The organism is Pseudomonas sp. JY-Q, from assembly GCF_001655295.1.
Lineage (GTDB): Bacteria > Pseudomonadota > Gammaproteobacteria > Pseudomonadales > Pseudomonadaceae > Aquipseudomonas > Aquipseudomonas alloputida.
The window spans coordinates 4,216,903-4,238,450 of the sequence record NZ_CP011525.1 but is presented as its reverse complement, the minus strand read 5'-3'; the positions used below and the strand labels follow the sequence as shown (position 1 = coordinate 4,238,450).

The 21,548-nt window shown below is 65.9% G+C and carries 5 protein-coding genes; 3 read left to right on the top strand and 2 right to left on the bottom strand.

Annotation, left to right across the window (positions count from 1 at the left end; translation table 11 throughout):
- Positions 1-8 precede the first annotated feature (8 nt).
- The 3 genes from AA098_RS19150 to AA098_RS19140 all read left to right on the top strand — a co-directional run bounded on the left by AA098_RS19150 (position 9) and on the right by AA098_RS19140 (position 16,281).
- Positions 9-10,307 carry a non-ribosomal peptide synthetase gene (locus AA098_RS19150; RefSeq protein WP_064614920.1) on the top strand — a complete coding sequence of 3,433 codons (10,299 nt, stop codon included), beginning with the start codon at positions 9-11 and terminating at the stop codon, positions 10,305-10,307.
- Positions 10,304-13,480 (top strand): amino acid adenylation domain-containing protein, encoded by a 3,177-nt coding sequence (locus AA098_RS19145; RefSeq protein WP_064614919.1) that lies wholly within the window; start codon positions 10,304-10,306, stop codon positions 13,478-13,480. The genes AA098_RS19150 and AA098_RS19145 overlap by 4 nt, the downstream gene beginning before the upstream one ends.
- Positions 13,481-13,788: 308 nt before the next feature.
- Entirely contained in the window at positions 13,789-16,281 is a 2,493-nt protein-coding gene (locus AA098_RS19140) for a TonB-dependent siderophore receptor (protein ID WP_064614918.1), read from the top strand.
- 57 nt (positions 16,282-16,338) lie between these two features.
- Here AA098_RS19140 and AA098_RS19135 read toward each other — a convergent pair whose 3' ends face one another.
- Together AA098_RS19135 and AA098_RS19130 are read right to left on the bottom strand one after the other, a co-directional pair.
- On the bottom strand, positions 16,339-17,217 hold the full coding sequence (locus tag AA098_RS19135; protein WP_003255995.1) for a formylglycine-generating enzyme family protein: 879 nt from the start codon (positions 17,215-17,217) through the stop codon (positions 16,339-16,341).
- Positions 17,218-17,254: 37 nt separating this feature from the next.
- Positions 17,255-21,502 (bottom strand): non-ribosomal peptide synthetase, encoded by a 4,248-nt coding sequence (locus tag AA098_RS19130; RefSeq protein WP_256544916.1) that lies wholly within the window; start codon positions 21,500-21,502, stop codon positions 17,255-17,257.
- Between the last annotated feature and the right edge of the window lie 46 nt (positions 21,503-21,548).

Genomic DNA, 21,548 nt, shown 5'->3' with positions numbered 1-21,548 from the left:
GGAAGGGCGTGCAAAAGTTAATCGAATCGGTAGCAACACTGTCGGCAAAGCAACGCAAGGCGCTGGCGGTGCTGCTCAAGCAGCAAGGTGTCGATCTGTACAGCGTGGCACCTGTTTTTCGACGCGATCCGACCGAGCCGCTTTCGCTGTCCTTCGCCCAGGAGCGGCAGCTGTTTCTTTGGCACCTTGAGCCAGACAGCGCCGCCTATCACCTGCCCAGTGCGCTGAACCTGCGCGGCGCACTGGACCTGGCTGCCCTGCAGCAAAGCTTCGATGCGCTGGTGGCGCGCCACGAGTCGCTGCGCACCACCTTCGCCACTGACGGTGAGCGCACCACACCAGTGATCCATGCCCCCGCGCCGGTGAGCATTGCCAGGCATACCCTGGCCCTGGCGCCCGGCGAGGACCGGGCGGCGCGGCTGCGCACCTGTATCACCGAAGAAATCCGCCAGCCGTTCGACCTGGCCCAGGGCCCGCTCCTGAGGGCCAGCCTGCTGTGCCTGGGGCCGGACGATCATGTGTTGCTGATCACCCAGCACCACATTGTCTCGGATGGCTGGTCGCTGGCGCTGATGGTGCAGGAGCTGGTGCACCTGTATCGCGCGTACAGCAGCGGCCAGCCTGCCAGCCTGCCGGCGTTGCCGATCCAGTACGCCGACTATGCCGCCTGGCAGCGTCAATGGATGGATGGCGGCGAACGGCAGCGCCAGCTAGCCTACTGGACCGCCCAGCTGGGCGGTGAGCAGCCTGTGCTGGCGCTGCCCGCTGATCGCCCGCGGCCGTTGCACAGCAGCTACCGTGGCGCCCGCATCGACCTGCCACTGAGCCCGGCACTGGCCGATGGCCTGCGGCAACTGGCACGGCGCGAAGGGGTGACCCTGTTCATGCTGTTGCTGGCGACCTTCCAGTGCCTGTTGCACCGCTATACCGGGCAGTCGGACATCCGCGTCGGCGTGCCGGTCGCCAACCGCACCCGCAAGGAAACCGAAGGCCTGATCGGCTTCTTCGTCAATACTCAGGTGCACAAGGCTGAAATCGATACGCACCAACCGTTCGTGCGCCTGTTGCAGCAGGTCAAGGCCACTGCGCTGGAGGCCCAGGCGCACCAGGACTTGCCCTTCGAGCAGCTGGTGGATGCGCTGCAGGTCGAACGGAGCCTGAACCGCAGCCCGTTGTTCCAGGTCATGTTCAACCATCGCAGCGCCGAGCGCCGGCTGCCAGGGGCCACACAGCTGCCAGGCCTGAGCGTGGAAGTGCTGGCGTGGGAAGAAGTGAACGCCCAGTTCGACCTGACCCTGGACACGGTCGAGACCGCGGATGGCCTGTGGGCATCGCTGACCTACGCCACCGACCTGTTCGACGCGCCAAGCGTCGAGCGCATGGGGCAGCATTGGCAGCACCTGTTGCACAGTGTGGTAGCCCAGCCGCAACAGCCGGTGGGCGAGTTGCCGATGCTGAGCCCGCAGCAGGCGCAAGCGGTGCTGCACGACCTTAACGACACCGCCACCGACTACCCCGGCGACTGGCGCGTGCACCAGCTGTTCGAGGCGCAGGCGCGTCGCCAGCCAGACGCCACGGCACTGCTGTTCGGCGACCAGTGCATGAGCTACCGGGCGTTGAGCGAGCTGTCCAGCCAGTGGGCGCACAAGCTGATCGAACAGGGTGTCGGCCCGGAAAGCCTGGTGGGTATCGCCGCCGAGCGTTCGCTGGAAATGGTCGTTGGCCTATTGGCGATCCTTAAAGCCGGCGCCGCCTATGTACCGCTGGAGCCGGACTACCCGGCCGAGCGGCTGGCCTACATGTTCGAAGACAGCGGCATCGAGCTGCTGCTGACCCAGGCGCACTTGCGCGAGCAGCTGCCGGCGTTTGCCGGGCAGGTGCTGCTGCTGGACCAGCCCGGCGAGCTGGGTGGTTACGCGCGGCAGGTGCCGGCGTGCCGGCTGCACCCCGAGAACCTGGCCTACGTCATCTACACCTCCGGCTCGACCGGGCGGCCGAAAGGCGCCGGCAACCGCCACCTGGCGTTGTATAACCGGCTGGCATGGATGCAGCAGGCGTATGCGCTGGACGGCGCCGACACGGTGTTGCAGAAAACCCCGTTCAGCTTCGACGTGTCGGTGTGGGAGTTCTTCTGGCCACTGATGACCGGTGCACGGCTGGCCCTGGCGGCGCCGGGGGAGCATCGCGAGCCGGAGCGGCTGATCGACACCATCAAGCGCCACCAGGTGACCACTTTGCATTTCGTGCCGTCGATGCTGCAGGTGTTCGTCCGCGAGCCGGGCCTGCAGCGCTGCCACAGCGTGCGGCAGGTGATCTGCAGCGGCGAGGCGCTGGCGGTGGACACCCAGCAGCAGGTGTTCAGCCACCTGCCCGGTGCCCGCCTGCACAACCTGTACGGGCCGACCGAGGCAGCGATCGACGTCACCCACTGGACCTGTGTCGACGAGGGGCGTGACAGCGTGCCGATCGGCCAGCCGATCGCCAACCTGTACACGCACATCCTTGGCCCGGCGTTCGAAGCCTTGCCCCAGGTGGCCATGGGCGAGCTGATGCTCGGTGGCCAGGGCCTGGCGCGTGGTTACCATCGTCGCCCGTCGCTGACGGCCGAGCGTTTCGTGCCCGACCCGTTCGGCAGCCACGGCCAGCGGCTGTACCGCACCGGGGATTTGGCGCGCTACCGCGACAGCGGAGTGATCGAGTATTGCGGGCGTATCGATCATCAGGTGAAAGTGCGCGGGCTGCGTATCGAACTGGGTGAAATCGAGGCACGGGTGCTGGAGCACCCGCAGGTGCGCGAGGCGGTGGTGCTGGCCCAGGACAGCGGGCATGGCCAGCAGCTGGTGGCCTACGTACTGGTCGAAGAGCAGGGCATCGCGGTAGATGCCGCCGAACTGCGTGACAGCCTTCGCGAACAGCTCAAGGGCAGCCTGCCGGACTACATGGTGCCGACGCACATCCTGCAGGTGCAGGCCTGGCCGGTGACGGCCAACGGCAAGCTCGACCGCAAGGCCTTGCCCAAGCCCGACAACAGCGCCCTGCAGCAGGCCTACAGTGCACCGCAAGGTCCGCTGGAACAGCAGATCGCGGCGATCTGGCAGGACCTGCTCAAGCTGGAGCGGGTCGGCCGCAGCGACAACTTCTTCACCCTCGGTGGCGACTCGATCGTCTCGATCCAGGTGGTCAGCCGCGCCCGCCAGGCGGGCATCCGCTTCACCACCAAGGACCTGTTCCAGCACCAGACGGTACAAGACCTGGCCGCAGTCGCCCAGGTGGGGTGTGCGGCGCAGGCCGACCAGCGCCCATTGCACGGGCCCACACCGCTGCTGGCGGTGCAGCATGCCTTCTTCGACACAGCGATTGCCGACCGCCAGCAGTGGAACCAGTCGGTGCTGTTCCGCCCGCTGCAGGCGCTTGATGCACAGGCACTGGAGCAGGCGCTGCAGGCCCTGGTCACGCACCACGACAGCCTGCGCCTGAGCTTCGTCGAGGTTGATGGGCAGTGGCAGGCCAGCTACCGGCCTGCCGGGCCGGTACAGCCACCTTTGCTATGGTGCGCGACACTGGCCGATGCCGGTGAGCTGCAGGCATTGGGCACCGAGGCCCAGTGCAGCCTCAACCTGGCCGATGGGCCGATGCTGCGCGCGGTGCTGGCAACCTTGGCGGACGGCAGTCAGCGCCTGTTGCTGGCGATCCATCATCTGGTCGTCGATGGGGTGTCCTGGCGTATTCTGCTGGAGGACTTGCACCGGGCCTACCAACAGTGTGCGGCCGGGCAGGTGCCACAGTTGCCCGCCAAGACCAGTGCCTTCAGGGCCTGGGCCGAACAGCTGCAGGCCTACGCCGGCAGCGACACGTTGCAGGCCGAACTGGGCTATTGGCAGGCGCAGTTGAGCCATGCCAGCGGCAGCCTGCCGCAGGACAACAGCGCTGGCGCCCTGAGCAACCGGTACGCCCACACGGTCTACAGCCACCTGGACGGGGCGCTGACCCGACAGCTGTTGCAGCAGGCCCCGGCCGCTTACCGCACCCAGGTCAACGACCTGCTGCTGACTGCGCTTGCGCGGGTAATCTGCCGCTGGAGCGGCGAACCCTCGACCCTGATCGAGCTGGAAGGGCACGGGCGCGAAGCGCTGTTCGACAACCTCGACCTGGGCCGCACGGTCGGCTGGTTCACCAGCCTGTTCCCGCTGCAGCTGAGCCCGGCGGCAACGCTGGATGGGTCGATCAAGCAGGTCAAGGAACAACTGCGCGCCGTGCCCGAAAAGGGCATTGGCTATGGTGTGCTGCGCTACCTGGCAGACGCTGCCAGCCGTGAGTGCCTGCGTGCCTTGCCTGTGCCGCGCATCACCTTCAACTATCTGGGCCAGCTGGATGGCCACCTGGCGACCGATGAGCAGGCGCTGCTGGTGCCCTGCGCAGACCCCAAAGGCGATGAGCAAAGCCTGGACGCGCCATTGGGTAACTGGCTGACGCTCAATGGCCAGGTCTACGCCGGTGAGCTGAGCCTGGGCTGGACCTTCAGCAGCGACATGTTCGAAGTCGCCACCGTACAGCGCCTGGCCGATGAATACAGCCATGAGCTGCGCGCCCTGGTCGAACACTGCTGCCAGCGCGAACACGCCGGCATGACCCCGTCGGACTTTCCGCTGGCCGGCCTGACCCAGGCCCAGCTCGACAGCCTGCCGCTGCCGCCAGCGATGGTCGAAGACATCTTCCCGCTTTCACCCATGCAGCAAGGCATGATGTTCCATACGCTGCTGCAGCAGGGCGGGGATTACATCAACCAGCTGCGGGTCGATGTGACTGGCGTGGATCCCGAGCGCTTCCGTGCTGCCTGGCAAGCGGCAGTCGACTGCCATGACCTGCTGCGTGGCAGCTTCATCTGGGGTGAGCTGGCCAGCCCGTTGCAGATCATTCAGCGTGAGGCGCAGTTGCCGTTCGCGGTGCATGACTGGCGTGGCCGTGACGACCTTGCCGATGCGCTGGAGGCGTTCGCTGCTGCAGACCGCGCGGCCGGCTTCGACCTGGTCCGGCCGCCGCTGTTGCGCCTGACCCTGATTCGCCTGGACGCGCAGCGTTATCACCTGATCTACACCAGCCACCACATCCTGATGGACGGCTGGAGCAATACCCGGCTGCTGGGCGAGGTGCTGCAGCGCTACCACGGCAGCGTGCCGGAGCAAGGGCCGGGGCGCTTCCGTGACTACATTGCCTGGCTGCAGCGCCAGGATGGCGAAGCCCGGCAGGCGTTCTGGACCCGCCAGTTGCAAGACCTGGATGCACCCACTTTGCTGGCCAGGGCCACGGACTGGGCAGCCGGTAGTGAAGGGCAGGGGCAGGTCGAGCGGGTACAGCAACTGGATGCCCGGCAGACCGCCCGCCTGGACGCCTTTGCCCGTGAGCGCAGGGTCACCGTCAATACCGTGGTGCAAGCGGCCTGGCTGCTGGTGCTGCAGCGCTATACCGGCCAGGCCTGCGTCGCCTTTGGTGCGACCACGGCTGGGCGGCCGGCCGAACTCAAGGGCATCGAACAGCAGATCGGCCTGTTCATCAATACCTTGCCGGTCATTGCCAGCCCACGCCCGGAGCAAGCGCTGGGTGACTGGCTGGACACTGTGCAGGCGCTGAACATCGCCCTGCGTGAGTACGATCACACGCCATTGTTCGATATCCAGCGCTGGGCCGGGCAGGGCGGCGAAGCGCTGTTCGACAGCATCCTGGTGTTCGAGAACTACCCGGTGTCCGAAGCGCTGCAGGCCGATACCACCAGCAGCCTGGTGTTTGGTGAGGTGGCGAACCACGAACAGACCAACTACCCGCTGACGCTGGTGGTTAACCTGGGTACGCACCTGTCGCTGCAGTTGAAAGCCGATCGGGCACGGTTCAGTGCCCGGTTGGCCGAGCAACTTGGCGAGCACCTGTTGCAGGTGTTGCAGCAGATGCTTGAGAGCAGCGCCGAAACGGCGTTGGGCGAGTTGCCGATGCTGAGCCCGCAGCAGGCGCAAGCGGTGCTGCATGACCTTAACGACACCGCCACCGACTACCCCGGCGACTGGCGCGTGCACCAGCTGTTCGAGGCGCAGGCGCGTCGTCAGCCGGACGCCACGGCACTGCTGTTCGGCGACCAGCGCATGAGCTACCGGGCGTTGAGCGAGCTGTCCAGCCAGTGGGCGCACAAGCTGATCGAACAGGGTGTCGGCCCGGAAAGCCTGGTGGGTATCGCCGCCGAGCGTTCGCTGGAAATGGTCGTTGGCCTGCTGGCGATCCTTAAAGCCGGCGCCGCCTATGTACCGCTGGACCCGGACTACCCGGCCGAGCGGCTGGCCTACATGTTCGAAGACAGCGGCATCGAACTGCTGCTGACCCAGGCCCACCTGCGCGAGCAGCTGCCGGCGTTTGCCGGGCAGGTGCTGCTGCTGGACCAGCCCGGCGAGCTGGGCGGTTACGCGCGGCAGGTGCCGGCGTGCCGGCTGCACCCCGAGAACCTGGCCTACGTCATCTACACCTCCGGCTCGACCGGGCGGCCGAAAGGCGCCGGCAACCGCCACCTGGCGCTGTACAACCGGCTGGCGTGGATGCAGCAGGCGTATGCGCTGGACAGTGCGGACACGGTGTTGCAGAAAACCCCGTTCAGCTTCGACGTGTCGGTGTGGGAGTTCTTCTGGCCGCTGATGACCGGTGCACGGCTGGCCCTGGCGGCGCCGGGGGAGCATCGCGAGCCGGAGCGGCTGATCGACACCATCGAGCGCCACCAGGTGACCACTTTGCATTTCGTGCCGTCGATGCTGCAGGTGTTCGTCCGCGAGCCGGGCCTGCAGCGCTGCCACAGCGTGCGGCAGGTGATCTGCAGCGGCGAGGCGCTGGCGGTGGACACCCAGCAGCAGGTGTTCAGCCACCTGCCCGGTGCCCGCCTGCACAACCTGTACGGGCCGACCGAGGCAGCGATCGACGTCACCCACTGGACCTGTGTCGACGAGGGGCGTGACAGCGTGCCGATCGGCCAGCCGATCGCCAACCTGTACACGCACATCCTTGGCCCGGCGTTCGAAGCCTTGCCCCAGGTGGCCATGGGCGAGCTGATGCTCGGTGGCCAGGGCCTGGCGCGTGGTTACCATCGTCGCCCGTCGCTGACGGCCGAGCGTTTCGTGCCCGACCCGTTCGGCAGCCACGGCCAGCGGCTGTACCGCACCGGGGATTTGGCGCGCTACCGCGACAGCGGGGTGATCGAGTACTGCGGGCGCATCGACCATCAGGTGAAGGTGCGCGGGCTGCGTATCGAACTGGGTGAAATCGAGGCACGGGTGCTGGAGCACCCGCAGGTGCGCGAGGCGGTGGTGCTGGCCCAGGACAGCGGGCATGGCCAGCAGCTGGTGGCCTACGTACTGGCCGAAGAGCAGGGCATGGCAGTGGACGCCGCCGAACTGCGTGACAGCCTTCGCGAACAGCTCAAGGGCAGCCTGCCGGACTACATGGTGCCGACGCACATCCTGCAGGTGCAGGCTTGGCCGGTGACGGCCAACGGCAAGCTCGACCGCAAGGCCTTGCCCAAGCCCGACAACAGCGCCCTGCAGCAGGCCTACCGGGCGCCGCAAACCCCGCTCGAGCAGCACGTTGCGGGTATCTGGCAGGAGGTGCTCGGCCTTGAGCGGGTGGGCCTTGGCGACCACTTCTTCGAGCTGGGTGGTCACTCGTTGCTGGCGACCCAGGCGGTATCGCGGATGCGCAAGCTGCCGGGTGTGCAAGTGACTTTGCGTGACCTGTTCGATCACCCGGTGCTGGAGCGCCTGCTGGCAGCGCTCGGCGGCGCTGGCAAGGCTGCGACCGCGCACGGTGTCGAGCTATTGGCCCATGGAGAAAAAGCCACCGCACCGTTGTCGTTGATGCAGCGGCGCTTGTGGGTTGCCGAGCAATTGTCCGGGGGCAGCGCTGCCTACGGCATGCCTTTGGCCCTGCGCCTGCAAGGGCCGCTGCAGGTCGAGGTGTTGCGCAACAGCCTGAACGCGCTGGCGCAGCGACATGAAGTGTTGCGTACGGCCTACGTGCAGGACGACGAGGGTGATCCGCTGGCGCTGATTGCCGACCGGATCGAGGTGGATATCGCCCTCGACGACTGGTCCGGGTTCAGCCCGCAGGAGCAGCAACGGTGCATTGCCGAAGCCACCCTGGCCAACGCCAGCACACCGATTGCACTGGAGCATGCGCCGTTGTTGCGCTGCCGTCTGGCGCGCCTGGCAGACCAGGAACATGTGCTGTTCTTCGCCATGCACCACATCATCTCCGATGGCTGGTCGATGGGCGTGCTGGTCCGCGACCTGGTTGAAATCTACCGTCACAGCGCCCCAGGGCAGACCCACCTTCTGGCGCCGTTACCGCTGCAGTATTCAGACTTTGCCTTGTGGCAGCAGGCCCTCGAGCAGGCGGGTGAGCTGCAGCGCCAGGCAAGCTACTGGCAACAGGCCTTGGCGGGCCATACCGGCCGCCTTGAGCTGCCACTGGAACAGCCGCGCAGCGAGCAGGCCTCCCATGCCGGCGGTGCGGTGGACTTCAGCCTGTCGCCGGCATTGACCGATGCGCTTGGCCAGTTCGCGGCCAAGGCCGGGGTGACCCTGTACAGCACGCTGCTGGCGGCGTTCCAGTGGTTGATGCACCAGACCAGCGGTGCCCACGACGTACTGGTCGGGGCCGACACCGCAGGCCGCCAGCACAGCGAACTGGAAGGCCTGATCGGCTTCTTCGTCAATGTATTGCCGCTGCGTTCCAGGGTGAGCGATGGGCTGGCCTTCGGTGACTTCGTGCAGGGCACCCAGCGCACCTTGCTCGCGGCCCTGGAGCATCAGGACCTGCCGTTCGACATGATCGTCGAGGCCCATGGCGCCCCGCGGGTGCGCGGCATGAACCCGCTGGTGCAGGTGCTGTTCGTGATGAACAACCTGCCCGTACGCAGCGAAGCCCTGGCCGACATTACCGTGCAGGCGCTGCCCGCCCCGGCGCTGTATTCGAAGTTCGACATGGCCCTGTTCATCGAACAGGAGGCCGGGCAGCTCAGTGGCAACTGGCAGTTTGCGAAAACGCTTTTCAGGCAAGAGCATATCCAGCGACTCGTCAGCGCATGGATCGCGATGCTCGAACAGATCGTCAGTGTTCAGGATATGAGGTGGCAAGCGATGAACGTTCCATTACAGGGTGGCGCCCTGGCTGGCAGCACACCGGTAAGCGCCCCGGCCAGCAAGGCCGACAAGCTGGGCAAATTCCTCAAGCGCTCTGCCGGCGCCACTGCAGCTGCACCGCCACGGGCGGCGATGCGCGAGTCGCTGCTGGTACCAGGCCAGCTGTTCCCGTTGCTCGTCGAGCCTGGCGACGCATCGATCGACCTGATCGAGTGGGTGCGCAACAACCGGCCGCTGGTCGAGCGCAAGCTGGGCGAGCATGCCGGGATCCTGTTCCGCGGCTTTGCCCTGGAGGGTATCCAGGGGTTTGAAGCATTCGCCGAAGCTGTACAGCCGGGGCTTTACGGTCAATACGGTGACCTGCCGAAGAAGGAGGGGGGCAAGAACACCTACCGCTCCACGCCGTACCCGGAAACCAAAATGATCTTGTTCCATAACGAGAGTGCGCACCAGGACAGCTGGCCGCGCAAGCAGATGTTCTATTGCGAGCAGCCTTCGCCGGTCGGCGGTGCCACGCCGGTGGTCGACTGCCGCCTGATGTACGAAAAGCTGCCGCAGGCACTGCGGCAAACCCTCGAGGACAAAGGGCTGCTGTATGTGCGCACGTTCGCCGACAAGCTCGACGTGCCATGGCAGCATTTCTTCCGCACCGATGACCGCGCCGAGGTCGAGGCCCGTTGCCGTGCCGCTGGCATCGAATGGCGCTGGCTGGACAACGACGAGTTGCAGACCCGCACCCGCTGCCCGGCAATCATCACGCACCCGATCACCGGCGCACGCTCGTTCTTCAACCAGGTGCAGCTGCACCACATCTATTGGCTGGAGCCGGATGCGCGTGAAGACCTGCTGGCCATGTTCGGCCTGGAGCGCATGCCACGGCATGTGTACTTCGGCGATGGTTCGCCGATCCCCGACCAGGACATGCAACTGATCGGCGAGCTGTATGAAGCCTGTGCCGTGCGGTTCCAATGGCAGAAAGGCGACGTGATCCTGGTCGACAACATGCTGGCGGCGCATGCCCGTGACCCGTACGAGGGGCCGCGCAAGATCGTCGTGGCGATGGGCGACATGTTCGACCGGGCCGCGCTGGAGGCGGCTGCGGCCATGCAGGTGATGGCGACCGAGGAGGCCCAGGGATGAACGGTTACGTAGACCAGGCCGAGGACATCGGTTTTGCCCTGACCGTCGACCAGCAACACTGGCTCGATGCCTTGCCCGCTTGCCCGGACTGGTCACAGGCCGCGACGCTGCTGAAGATCAGCGTTCAGGGCCGGCCGGACCCGGCGCGCCTGAGCCAGGCGCTTGAGCGCTTGGTCGAGCGCCACCCGATATTGGCCGGGCGCCTGGGCACTGCCCCGGGATACCGCGGCATGCGCCAGTTCATCGGCGCCCGGCGGCCAGCCCTGACGCTGGCAGTGCAGGCCGAGGCAGGTGCGCCGGCACTGCTCGAGCCTTGGTTGCAGCAGCGCTTCGAAATCGACCAGCTGCCAGCCGCCCAGGCCTTGCTGGTACCGGCCGCCGATGCCGGGCAATGGCATCTATGGCTGGGGGTGGCGGGCTTTGCCTGCGACGCGGCTGGCATGGCCATGCTGTACCGTGACCTGGCGGCGTTGTATGACACGCCAGCCGTGCCGGATGAAGACCTGCCTGAAGCCTTCGGGCAGTATCTGGAGTGGCGTGCCGAAGTGGCCCAGGATGAGGATGCAGCGGCAGCCCGTGGCTACTGGCAAGGGCACCTGAAGCCAACGGAGCAGGGCATGAGCGCGCCTTGGCCAGCCTATCGCCAGGACCAACCAGCGACGCATCAGGCACACCATCAGGTGAATCTGCCGCTGGCCTTGCAGGGGCAGTTGCAACGCCTGGCCGACGCCCGTCAGGCCAGTCTGGACACGCTGCTGCAGGCGGCCTGGTGGGCCTTGCTGGGCCGGCTTGGCGACAGCAACCGGTTGTTGGGCGCCTGGCAGCACGATGCGCGACAGGATTATGACTACTTCGCGAACAGTGCGGGGGCGCTCAGCAAGTTATTGCCGTTGTGCCTGCAGTGGGCTGACGAAACCCGTTTCGGCGAGCACCTTGCAGCGCTCGGCGCCGCGCTGGAGCAGCATGTGGCGTGGCAGGAGTACTGGGTACCGGAATGGGTGCCCACAGCCGTGCCGACCGTGGCGTTTTCCACTACGCCGGCGCTCGCGCCGCAGGTTGCCGGCGGGCTGTGCTGGCAGGGCGAGCTACTGGCGCCACGCCTGCCGACGGGCATCGAGCTGCAGCTGCGCATTTGCCCAGCAGCGGGTGCTGACCAACCGATTACCGTGAGCCTGGATTACCTGGCCGGGCGCTACAGTGCGCGCGGCATGCAAGGCCTGCTGGAGCAGTACATTGAATTGCTGCGCAGCATCGTCCAGGCGCCGGACCGCCCGCTGCGGCAGTTGAACCTGCTGGGTGAAGCCGAGCGCCAGCGCCTGCTGTCGATCAACCCCGCGCCGCAACCACTGGCCGAGACATCACTGGCGGCCCAGATCAGCCAGTGGGCAATCGACACCCCCGACGCGCTGGCGCTGGTCGCAGGTGACGCGGGCCTGAGTTACGCCCAACTGGAGTTGGCAGTGCAGCGCCTGGCGCTGGCGCTGCAGCAGGCTGGCGTGCAACCCGGGGCGGTGCTGGCACTGGCGCTGCCGCGTTCGCTGGACTGGGTCGTGGCGATGTTGGCCAGTTGGCGTGTCGGCGCAGCCTACCTGGCGCTGGAGCCGCACTGGCCCGTTGCCCGGCAGGTGCGCCTGATGACACAGGCCGGCGCCACGCAGGTGCTGGTCGAACCGGCAGCGGTGGCCAGCCTGCGTGAGCAGGGCATAGAGGCGCTGAGCCTCGACAGCCTGTACCCGCTGGCGGTTGACACTGCACGGCTGCAACCGCACGCCGCCAGCGCCAGCGATGCCGCCTATGTCCTGTTCACCTCGGGCTCGACAGGCACCCCCAAAGGCGTGGTGGTCGAGCACAGGCAACTGCTGAACTACACCGCAGGCGTTTGCCACACGCTGGCGCTGGAGGGCTGTCGTCACTTCGCATTCGGCTCGACGGTGTCGGCCGACCTTGGCCATACGACGCTGTTCGCAGCCTTGTATGTGGGTGCGACACTGCACGTGGCCGCCGACGAGGTGATGAAGGATGCTGAACTGTTTGCTGCGTACCTCGAGCAGCAGGCAATCGACTGCCTGAAGATCGTGCCGTCGCACCTTGGCGCGCTGCTGGAGTCGAAGGCACCGGCAGTACCGGCCACCGTCATCCTGGGCGGGGAAGCCCCGAGCGCGGCGTTGCTGCAGCGCCTGTTGCAGATACGTCCGGACTGCAAGCTGTTCAACCATTACGGCCCGACCGAAACCACGGTTGGGGTCATGGTGCACCCGGTTCGGGCGGTACCGACCGGCACCCTCGGGTTGTCGCAGGTGTTGCCCAACAACCAGGTCTATGTGCTGGATCAGCACTTGCAGTTGGCGGTCACCGGCGTGCTGGGCGAACTGTATGTCGGTGGGCAGCAGGTGTGTCGCGGCTACCTGCAAGACGTGCAGAGTGACCCGCCGGCGTTCGTCGAGAGCCCGTTCGTGGCGGGCGAGCGGCTTTACCGCACCGGCGACCTGGCCCGCTATCGCCCGGACGGTGCTATCGAGCTGCAAGGCCGGCGCGACCATCAGGTGAAGATACGCGGCTTCCGCATCGAGCTGGCGGAGATCGAGGCACAGCTGTCGGGTGCACCGCAGGTGGTCGAGGCGGCGGTGTTGTGTGATGGAGAAGCGCTGAGCGCGTATGTCAGCTTGCGCGACGAGGCCACGGTGGCTGCCCTGGACGCGGTCCGCGAGTACCTTGCCCGGCAACTGCCGGCGGTGATGCTGCCGCGTACCCTGCAGGCATTGCCGCGGTTGCCGCGCCTGGGCAACGGCAAGCTCGACCGGCAAGCGTTGCGGCAGGTGGGCAATGAACCTGTGGCGGGTCTGCTGGCCCCGCGTGATGCACTGGAAACCGTGATTGCGCAGCGCATGGCGCAACTGCTGGGGCTGGAGCAAGTGGGCATCGAGCAGGACTTTTTTGCACTGGGCGGGCATTCGCTGCTGGTCATCAAGCTGGCGGCAGGTATTCGCAAGTTGCTGCAGTGCGACATCAATCCAGGCGTCATCTTCGACCACGCTACGGTTGCCACCCTTGCCCAGGCGCTGCGCGAGCGCGAAGCCAACCCTGGCCAGTTGCTCAAGCTGGCCCAGGCCCGTCTGCGGCTCGACAGCATGAGCCCTGAAGAAAAAGCCCGGCTGCTGGAAAAGAGCCGCTGAGCCTCACCACGCCCAGGGGCGGGCAACCCGCCCCTGGGGTCTTTTGCATTGCCTCCCCCGTACTGCCGTGCCGATTGCGTGGAAGGATGCCGGCGAGATACTAATGCAAAAAATTCTCATTCTGGATTTTTCAGGGTGATGCGTCTTATGTAGGAGCGCGCTGAAAGCCACACGTGGCAAGCCGTTTTGACTTGCGTGTCAGGCGTCTGTCGCGGGATCTGCCCGGGGGAGGATGGGCAGCTCGGCCGTTTGGGGGCCGTTGGCGGGCGCGGGACGATTTCATTACACGATATAAATAGAGAAATACCATGCCAGCAGGATTTTTCGAGTTCAAACCATTGGTCAAGGCGCTTTGCATGTCCCGCTCGATCAGCGCCCGCTCATCCCGGGCGTTGCTCGGCAAAGGGGTGCTGGGCGCCGCATTGATGCTGCCCATGGCCGCCCAGGTCTGGGCTCAGGGGGTCAACTTCGACATCGCTGCCCAGTCGCTGCCCAACGCCCTGCGTGCGCTTGGCGAGCAGGCCGATGTGCAGTTCATCTACAACGCCTCGGAAATGGCCGACCTGCGTGGCAATGAAGTGCGTGGCAGCTACACCGTCGACGCGGCAGTGGCCAAGCTGTTGCGCGGCTTGCCGGTCAGCTACAGCCTGGAGGGCGATACCCTGACCCTGGTGCGGCGTGAGCGGCCAGCGTCCTCGGCGCTGGAACTGGGCACCACCAGCATCACGGGCAACACGTTGGGCGTGACCACCGAAGGCAGCAACTCGTATACCACCGGTGGCGTCACCATCGGCAAGAGCGAACACAAGCTCAAGGACATTCCGCAGAGCGTGTCGGTGATGACCCGCAAGCGCATGGATGACCAGAACATCACCGACTTGCCGACGCTGTTGGCCAACGCGCCGGGCATGACCTTCGCCAAAAGCCCGGGTACCGGCGGCTTCATCACCTCGCGCGGCTTTGAGATCGACTCGCTGCAGTACGATGGCGTGCCCATGACCCGTGGCATCTACGCGCTGGGCAGCTACCTGACGGAACCCACGGCATTCTATGACCGTGTCGAACTGCTGCGTGGCGGCGCTGCGCTGCTGCAAGGGGCCAACAGCCCCGGTGGCGCGATCAACTTCGTGCGCAAGCGCGGCCAGGCCAAGCCGACAGTCACCCTGACCGCCCAGGCCGGTTCCTGGGACCACTATGCCACCCAGGTTGACGTTGGCGGCCCGCTGAACGAGGCGGGCAACATCCGTGGGCGTGCCGTGGTCGACTACGATACGCGCAACTCGTTCATCGACTATGTGGGCGGCTGGGAGCAGAAGGTCTACGGTGCGCTGGACTTCGACCTGTCTGAAGACACCACCCTCGGTGTCGGCATCAGCGATCGCAAGACGCGTTTCACGCCCATGGTCGCCGGTTTGCCGCGCTTCAGTGATGGCCGGGACGTAGGCTTGTCGCGCTCGACCTTCACCGGCTCCGACTGGAACCGCGGCATGACCGAGCAGCTGGCGTTGTATGTCGACCTCGAGCACCGCTTCAACGACCACTGGAAGTTCAAGACCGCGGCGGTGGCGATCAACGAGCGCAACGAAATGACCTACGCCTACGTGGTAGCGCCGACCGGCCTGGCCAACGATGGGTCTGGGTTGTTCGACTGGCGCTATGCCACTGATTTCAACTCCCACAGCCGTGGCCTGGACATGTTCGTCGATGGCGACTTCAACGGTTTTGGCTTCGACCAGGAAGTGGTCTTCGGCGGTAACTACTCACGCTTCACCAGCGACAACACCATGGCGGTGGTGCGCAGCGCCGGGGCGAACATTTTCGATCTCGACAACCACTTGCCCTTCGAGAACTACGACAGCCTGGCGGCCCGTGGCACGCGTACCGACAGCCAGTACACGATCGTGCAGAAAGGTATCTACGGTACCTGGCGCGTCAAGCTGACCGACCCGCTGACCCTGATCCTCGGTGGGCGTACCAGCTGGTACTCCTACGATTACGACTCTCAGGTCTATGAGGCCGGTGTCTATCAGTATGACAGCCCGGCTTCCAAGGCCAACAACGGTGTCGTCACCCCTTACGCGGGCCTGGTTTACGAATTGACGCCGCAATGGTCGGCCTACGCCAGCTATGCGGACGTCTTCATTCCGCAGAGTGCCAAGGGCGTCGGTGGCTCCACGATCGAGCCGATCGTTGGCAGCAACTACGAACTCGGTCTGAAGGGTGAACTCTACGATGGCCAGGTCAATACCAGCGTTGCCTTGTTCCGCTATGACCACGAGAACCGAGCAGTGCCGGTTCAGGATGTCACAAAAATCTGTGATGGGTCCAGATGCTCGGAAGCGTCCGGCAAAGTGCGTAGCCAGGGCCTTGAGGCCGAGATCAACGGTGAGGTGCTGCCAGGCTTGCAAGCGTCGGCCAGTTACGTCTACAACACCACCAAGTACCTCAAGGACAACACGAACGAGGGCAAGATCTTCTCCACCTGGACGCCGAAACACTCGGTGAAGGTGTGGACGGACTACACCCTGCCTGGTGACTTCAGCCGCTTCAGTGTCGGCGGCGGTTTCAACAGCCAGAGCAGTACCGTTGCCTTCGATCGCAAGTTCGATTCGCCCGGCTTCACCATCTGGAATGCGCGCCTTGGTTACAAGGTCAGCGATGAAGTCAGCCTGGCGGTCAACTTCAACAACATCTTCGACAAGGTGTACTACATCCCGTCGTATGCTGCGGTCAGTGCCAACAACTACTACGGCGACCCTCGCAACTTCATGTTCTCGGTCAAATACACCCCACAGTTCTGAACCTGGGGCCACGCAGGCCATCTTGGCGGGTACCCCGCCCAGATGGCCTGCGCCAGGTCACAGCTCCCGCGCTACACGAAAGCCCAGGAAGTCGCCACGTACCGTGCGTTCGCGATCATTGCGATTGCCCGAACGCGAGAAGATCGGCGCTTCACCCCAGTCATTCCCGCGCATGTGCGCCGCCTGGCAAAGCCCGCCGTCGGCCTCCATCCAGGCGCTGCCATCGCTGGGCGCGCCGACGTAGTCCTTGTGGTAGCAGTCGGCGACCCATTCATACACGTTACCGTGCATGTCATAGACGCCAAAGGCATTGGGCGGGTAGCTGCCTACCGGTGAGGTGTAGCTGTAGCCGTCCTTGGGGCCGTAGGTATTGGCGTGCTTGCTGATCTGGTAGTCGCCTTCTTCATCGAACGGGAACGGGAACGGCCCGGTGGAGCCGGCCCGTGCCGCGTACTCGCGTTCGGCCTCGCTGAGCATGCGGTAAGTGTGGCCGGTCTTTTTGCTCAGCCACTGCGCATAGGCCTGCACATCGTAGTAATCAACGCACACTGCCGGCTGGCGCGGCCCTTGCGGGTAGCGAGGCTTGCTGGCCTGGCACAGGCGCCCTGGGCGTTTGTCACCGTCCTTGATGACCACGCCGGTTTCCTTGATATAGGCATCCAGCTCGCCGGCGGTGACCTGGAAGCGGCTGATGGCGAAGGGTTTGGCGAAGGTCACGGTATGTTGCGGGCCTTCGTCGGGCTGCTTGCCCGGTTCGTCATCCGGCGTGCCCATGACGAAACTGCCCGCAGGCAGCACGACCATTTCCGGGCAGCCGGCCTTGCAATCCTGGAAGACCTCGCCCGGGGTTTTGCTGGCAGCCTGGGCGAGTAGCGGGCAGGCCGCCATGGCCAGGGCAAGGGCCAGGCCGGTGACGGTGTAGGGAGCGCACTTCATGGCGAACGTTTCCTTTTTGGCAGGTGTGACGGGGTATTCAGGGTGCCGGGCAGCTACGGCCGAACGCCTCGATGAACGAGTCGATCAGGGGCTGCTCCAGCATCATGGTTTCGTGTGGGTAGGGTGAGTGCAGCGAAACGTCCAGCTCACCCCCTGCGCAGAACTGGCGGATGACCTGCTCGGCGGCGTGAATGTGTGCTGTGCTCTTGTGCACCTGCGACCACCAGCAACTGGGCTTGACCCTGAGCGGAGTGAGGGTGAAATCGGCGAAGCTCGCTTCCAGCTGATCGTGGATGTCGAACGCCTGGGCATTCATGATCTGGGCCTTGGCACTGGCCAGCACGCCCTGGACATCGCTGCCAGCGTCAGCCAGGTGCGCCGTGGCCCACTGGTAGAACGCCTTGACGTCCTGAGTAGGGTTGGCGTGCAGCTGCTCGGCGGCGGCCTGTTTGGCCTGCGGGAACAACAGCCCGAACAGCTCGACGGTGTCTTGCAGCTCGCGCTGGCCCGGCGTATCGCTGTGGCGGGCTGGGCGAGGGGTGTGAGGGGGGAACGCGGCGCGGCTTAACTGCGCCTCGGGCAGGGTGCTGTCGACCAGCCCCAGGAATGCGACCTCGCAGCCGGCCTGTTCCAGCTGCCGGGCGATGTCCCAGGCAATGCTGCCGCCCAGGGACCAGCCCATCAGGCGGTATGGCCCGGACGGTTGTGCCTGGCGGATCTGTGCGGTGTAGTCGGTGATCATCGCTTGCCAGCCCTGCCGTTCGGCCGGCGCCGGGCTGCCGCCCCGGTGCTGCACGCCGTAGACGCAAGCCTGCGGTTCCAGGCACCTGGCCAGCGGCTGATAGCTGAAGACCATGCCGCCGCTGGGGTGGATACAGAACAATGCAGGCAGCGGCGTGGCCGGGCGGTTGAGGGGCACGATGCACGGGCTCGCACAGGCATGCTCACGGCCCAGATGTGCAGCCAGCAGGTCGATGCGGGGGTAGGCGAGCAGGTCCTGGATACGCACTGCCAGGCCCAGTGCCTGCTTGATGCTGGCCAGCAGCTGGATGGCCAGCAACGAGTGGCCACCCAGTTCGAAGAAGTGATCGTCGCGGCTGATACGTTCGACGTTGAGCGCGGTTTGCCACAACCTGGCCAAGGCCTGTTCCAGCGTGCCCTGGGGGGCATTGTAGGCCTGTTGCAACAGGCTGGCATCGGCCTTGGGCAGGGCCTTGCGGTCGAGCTTGCCGTTGGCCGTCAGTGGCCATTGGTCGAGCAGCAGCAGGTGCGCCGGCACCATGTAGTCCGGCAGCGCTTCCTTCAACTGTTCGCGCAGCTGCGCGCGCAGCCCGGCCTGCTGCTCCAGCGTTACCTCGGCAGCGGGGATCAGGTAGGCCACCAGCTGCTGGCCGGTCGCGCCTTCCTGGGCCAGCACCAGGGCCTCGCGCACCTGTGGCTGCGCCTGCAGGCGGGCTTCGATCTCACCCAGCTCGATGCGGAAGCCGCGGATCTTCACCTGGTGGTCGATCCGCCCGGCGTATTCGATCACCCCGTCGGCGTGGTAGCGCGCCAGGTCACCGGTGCGGTACAGGCGCCCGCCAGGGGCACCGAACGGGTCCGGCACGAAGCGCGTGGCGCTCAGGTCGCTGCGCTTGAGGTAGCCGCGCGCCAGGCCGGCGCGGCCCACGTACAGCTCGCCGATGCAGCCTTTGGCTACCGGGTTCAGGTCGCCGTCGAGCACATACCAGGACAGGTCGGGGATCGGCACGCCCATCGGGCTGCTGGCCGCCTTGCCCAGGTCGGCCAGCGACAGCGGCCGGTAGCTGACATGCACGGTGGTTTCGGTGATGCCGTACATGTTCACCAGCTGCGGCTGGCGGTCGCCGAAGCGTTCGAACCACGGTGCCAGGCTGTTGACGTCCAGCGCCTCGCCCCCGAACACCACGCTGCGCAGTGCCAGTGGCCGCTGCGGCTCGGCCGTGGTGGCCACCGCCATCAGTTGCTTGAACGCCGACGGGGTCTGGTTCAGCACCGTGACCTGCTCATCGGCCAGCAGCTGGTAGAAGGCCTCGGGCGAGCGGCTGGTGTGCTGCGGCACGATCACCAGGCGCCCGCCGTACAGCAGGGCGCCGAAGATTTCCCACACCGAGAAGTCGAAGGCATAGGAGTGGAACAGGCTCCACACGTCGTCGCTGCCGAAGCGGAAGTCGGCGTCGGTGGCCGTGAACAGGCGCAGCACGTTGCGCTGCGGCAGCAGCACGCCCTTGGGCTTGCCGGTGGAACCGGAGGTGTAGATCACATAGGCGAGGTTGTCCGGGCTGACGGTGACCGGCGAGCAGGCCAGCGGGTCGGCCTGGCTGCTGTCATCGTTGCTTTCCAGGCTGAGCACGCGCACGCCTGCCGGCACCGGCAGGCTGGCCAGCACCTGGGGCTGGGCCAGCACGCGCTGCAGGCCGCTGTCTTCGATCATGTAGGCCAAACGGTCGGCCGGGTAGGCCGGGTCCAGCGGCACATAGGCACCGCCAGCCTTGAGGATGGCGAAGATGCCAACGACCATGTCCAGCGAGCGCTCGGCAGCCAGGCCGACCAGCACGTCGGGCCCGACCCCGTCGTCGACCAGGCGCAGGGCCAGGGCGTTGGCGCGCTGGTTGAGCTGGGCATAGCTCAGGGCCTGGCCCTCGCAGGTGACAGCGATGGCATCGGGGGTGCGCTGCACCTGGGCCTCGATCCGGCTGTGCAGGGCCTGGTCGGCCGGGTGCTCGGCGGGGGCCGGGTTCCACTGGGCGAAGGTGGCTTGCTGCTCCAGGGTGCCCAGCATGTCGAGCTCGCCCAGCCGTTGCTCGGGCCCCCGGGCCATGGCCAGCAGCAGGTTCTGCCAGTGCCGGGCCATGCGTTGCACGGTGGCGTGGCTGAACTGGCTGCAGTCGTATTCCAGGCTGAAGCCAAGGCCGTCGGCTGCGTATTCAAGGTCGATGCCGATCAGGCATTTGGCCTGGGCGCTGGCGGTATCGAGGAAGTCCAGCTGCAGTGGGCCCAGGGCCAGCGGGCCGCTGGCAGTCCCGGCCACGCGCCAGTTGAACAGCGCCTGGAACAACTGGGTGGGTAGCACCTGGCCGTTGTGCTGCAGCGTCTCCAGGTACAGCTCCATCGGGTAGTCGCTGTGGCTCAGGGCCGCAATAGACTGCTCCCGCAGGTTTTGCAGCAGGGTCTGCACGGATTGCTGCGGGTCGAGTTCGGCGCGGTAGATCTGGGTGCTGACGAAGAACCCTACCAGCTGCTGGGTTTCGCTGCGGTTGCGCCCGGCGCTGGGCACGCCGAGGGTGAATTGCCGCTGGCCACTGTAGCGGCCCAGCAGCACCTGCCAGGCGGCCAGGGCGATGACGAAGGGTTGCACGCCCTGCTGCCGGCTGAGCTGCAGCAGGGCCTGGAACACCTCGGCGTCCAGTTGCAGGCCATGGTAGCGGGCACTGGTGCCCTTAGGCGGCACGCCAGCGCAGCGCGGGTCGAGGTCACCCGGCAACATCAACGGCTGCAGTTCGTCACCCAGCCGGGTATGCCAGTAGCGGGCAGACGCTTGGCACGCATCGCTTTGCAGGTAAGCCTGGCGTTGCCAGATGGCGTAATCGGCATACTGGATGGCGGGCCGTTGCAGCTTGCAGGCTCCCTGGGCGGCTGCCTGCGAATAGGCGTCCAGCAGGTCCTGCAGCAGGATTGGATTGGACCAGGCGTCTGAAACGATGTGGTGCATGTTCAGCAGCAACACATGCTCGTCACCTTGTACTTTCACCAGCCGGGCCCGGATCAGGGGCGCCTTGCCGAGGTCGAACGGTGCCAGCGCATCCGCTTCGATGAGCCGCTGCAATGCATGAGGGCGTTGCGTGGCGGGCATGGCGGTCAGGTCTTCGCAGGGCATTTCGAGGCGTGCGTCGGCTTCGACGAACTGCTGCGGTATGCCCTCGACCTCGGCGAACCTGCTGCGCAGGATGTCATGGCGGTCGACCACCGCCTGCAAGGCCATGGCCAGCTGCTGGCCATGCAGTTCACCCTTCAGTGACAGTGCCCGTGGCAGGTTGTACGCCGCGCTCTGCGGGTTGAACTGCTGCAGGTACCACAGGCGCTGCTGGGCGAAGGAGAGGGGGGCCGGCCCGGCGCTCTCGCGTGGTGCTATCCGGTCGGGTTCAGGCAGCTCATCCTGGAGGAGGGCGAGCAAGGCGTCGTCCAGCAAGTCTTCAGCGAGCGAGTCGGCATCCAGTGATTCGTGCATGGCGGTCCCTGTGGCAGTCGAGGCGAAGGACAGCAGCATGGGGGCCGGCCTTGCCGGCGAATGGCCGCTGTCCTCTGGAGAGGTG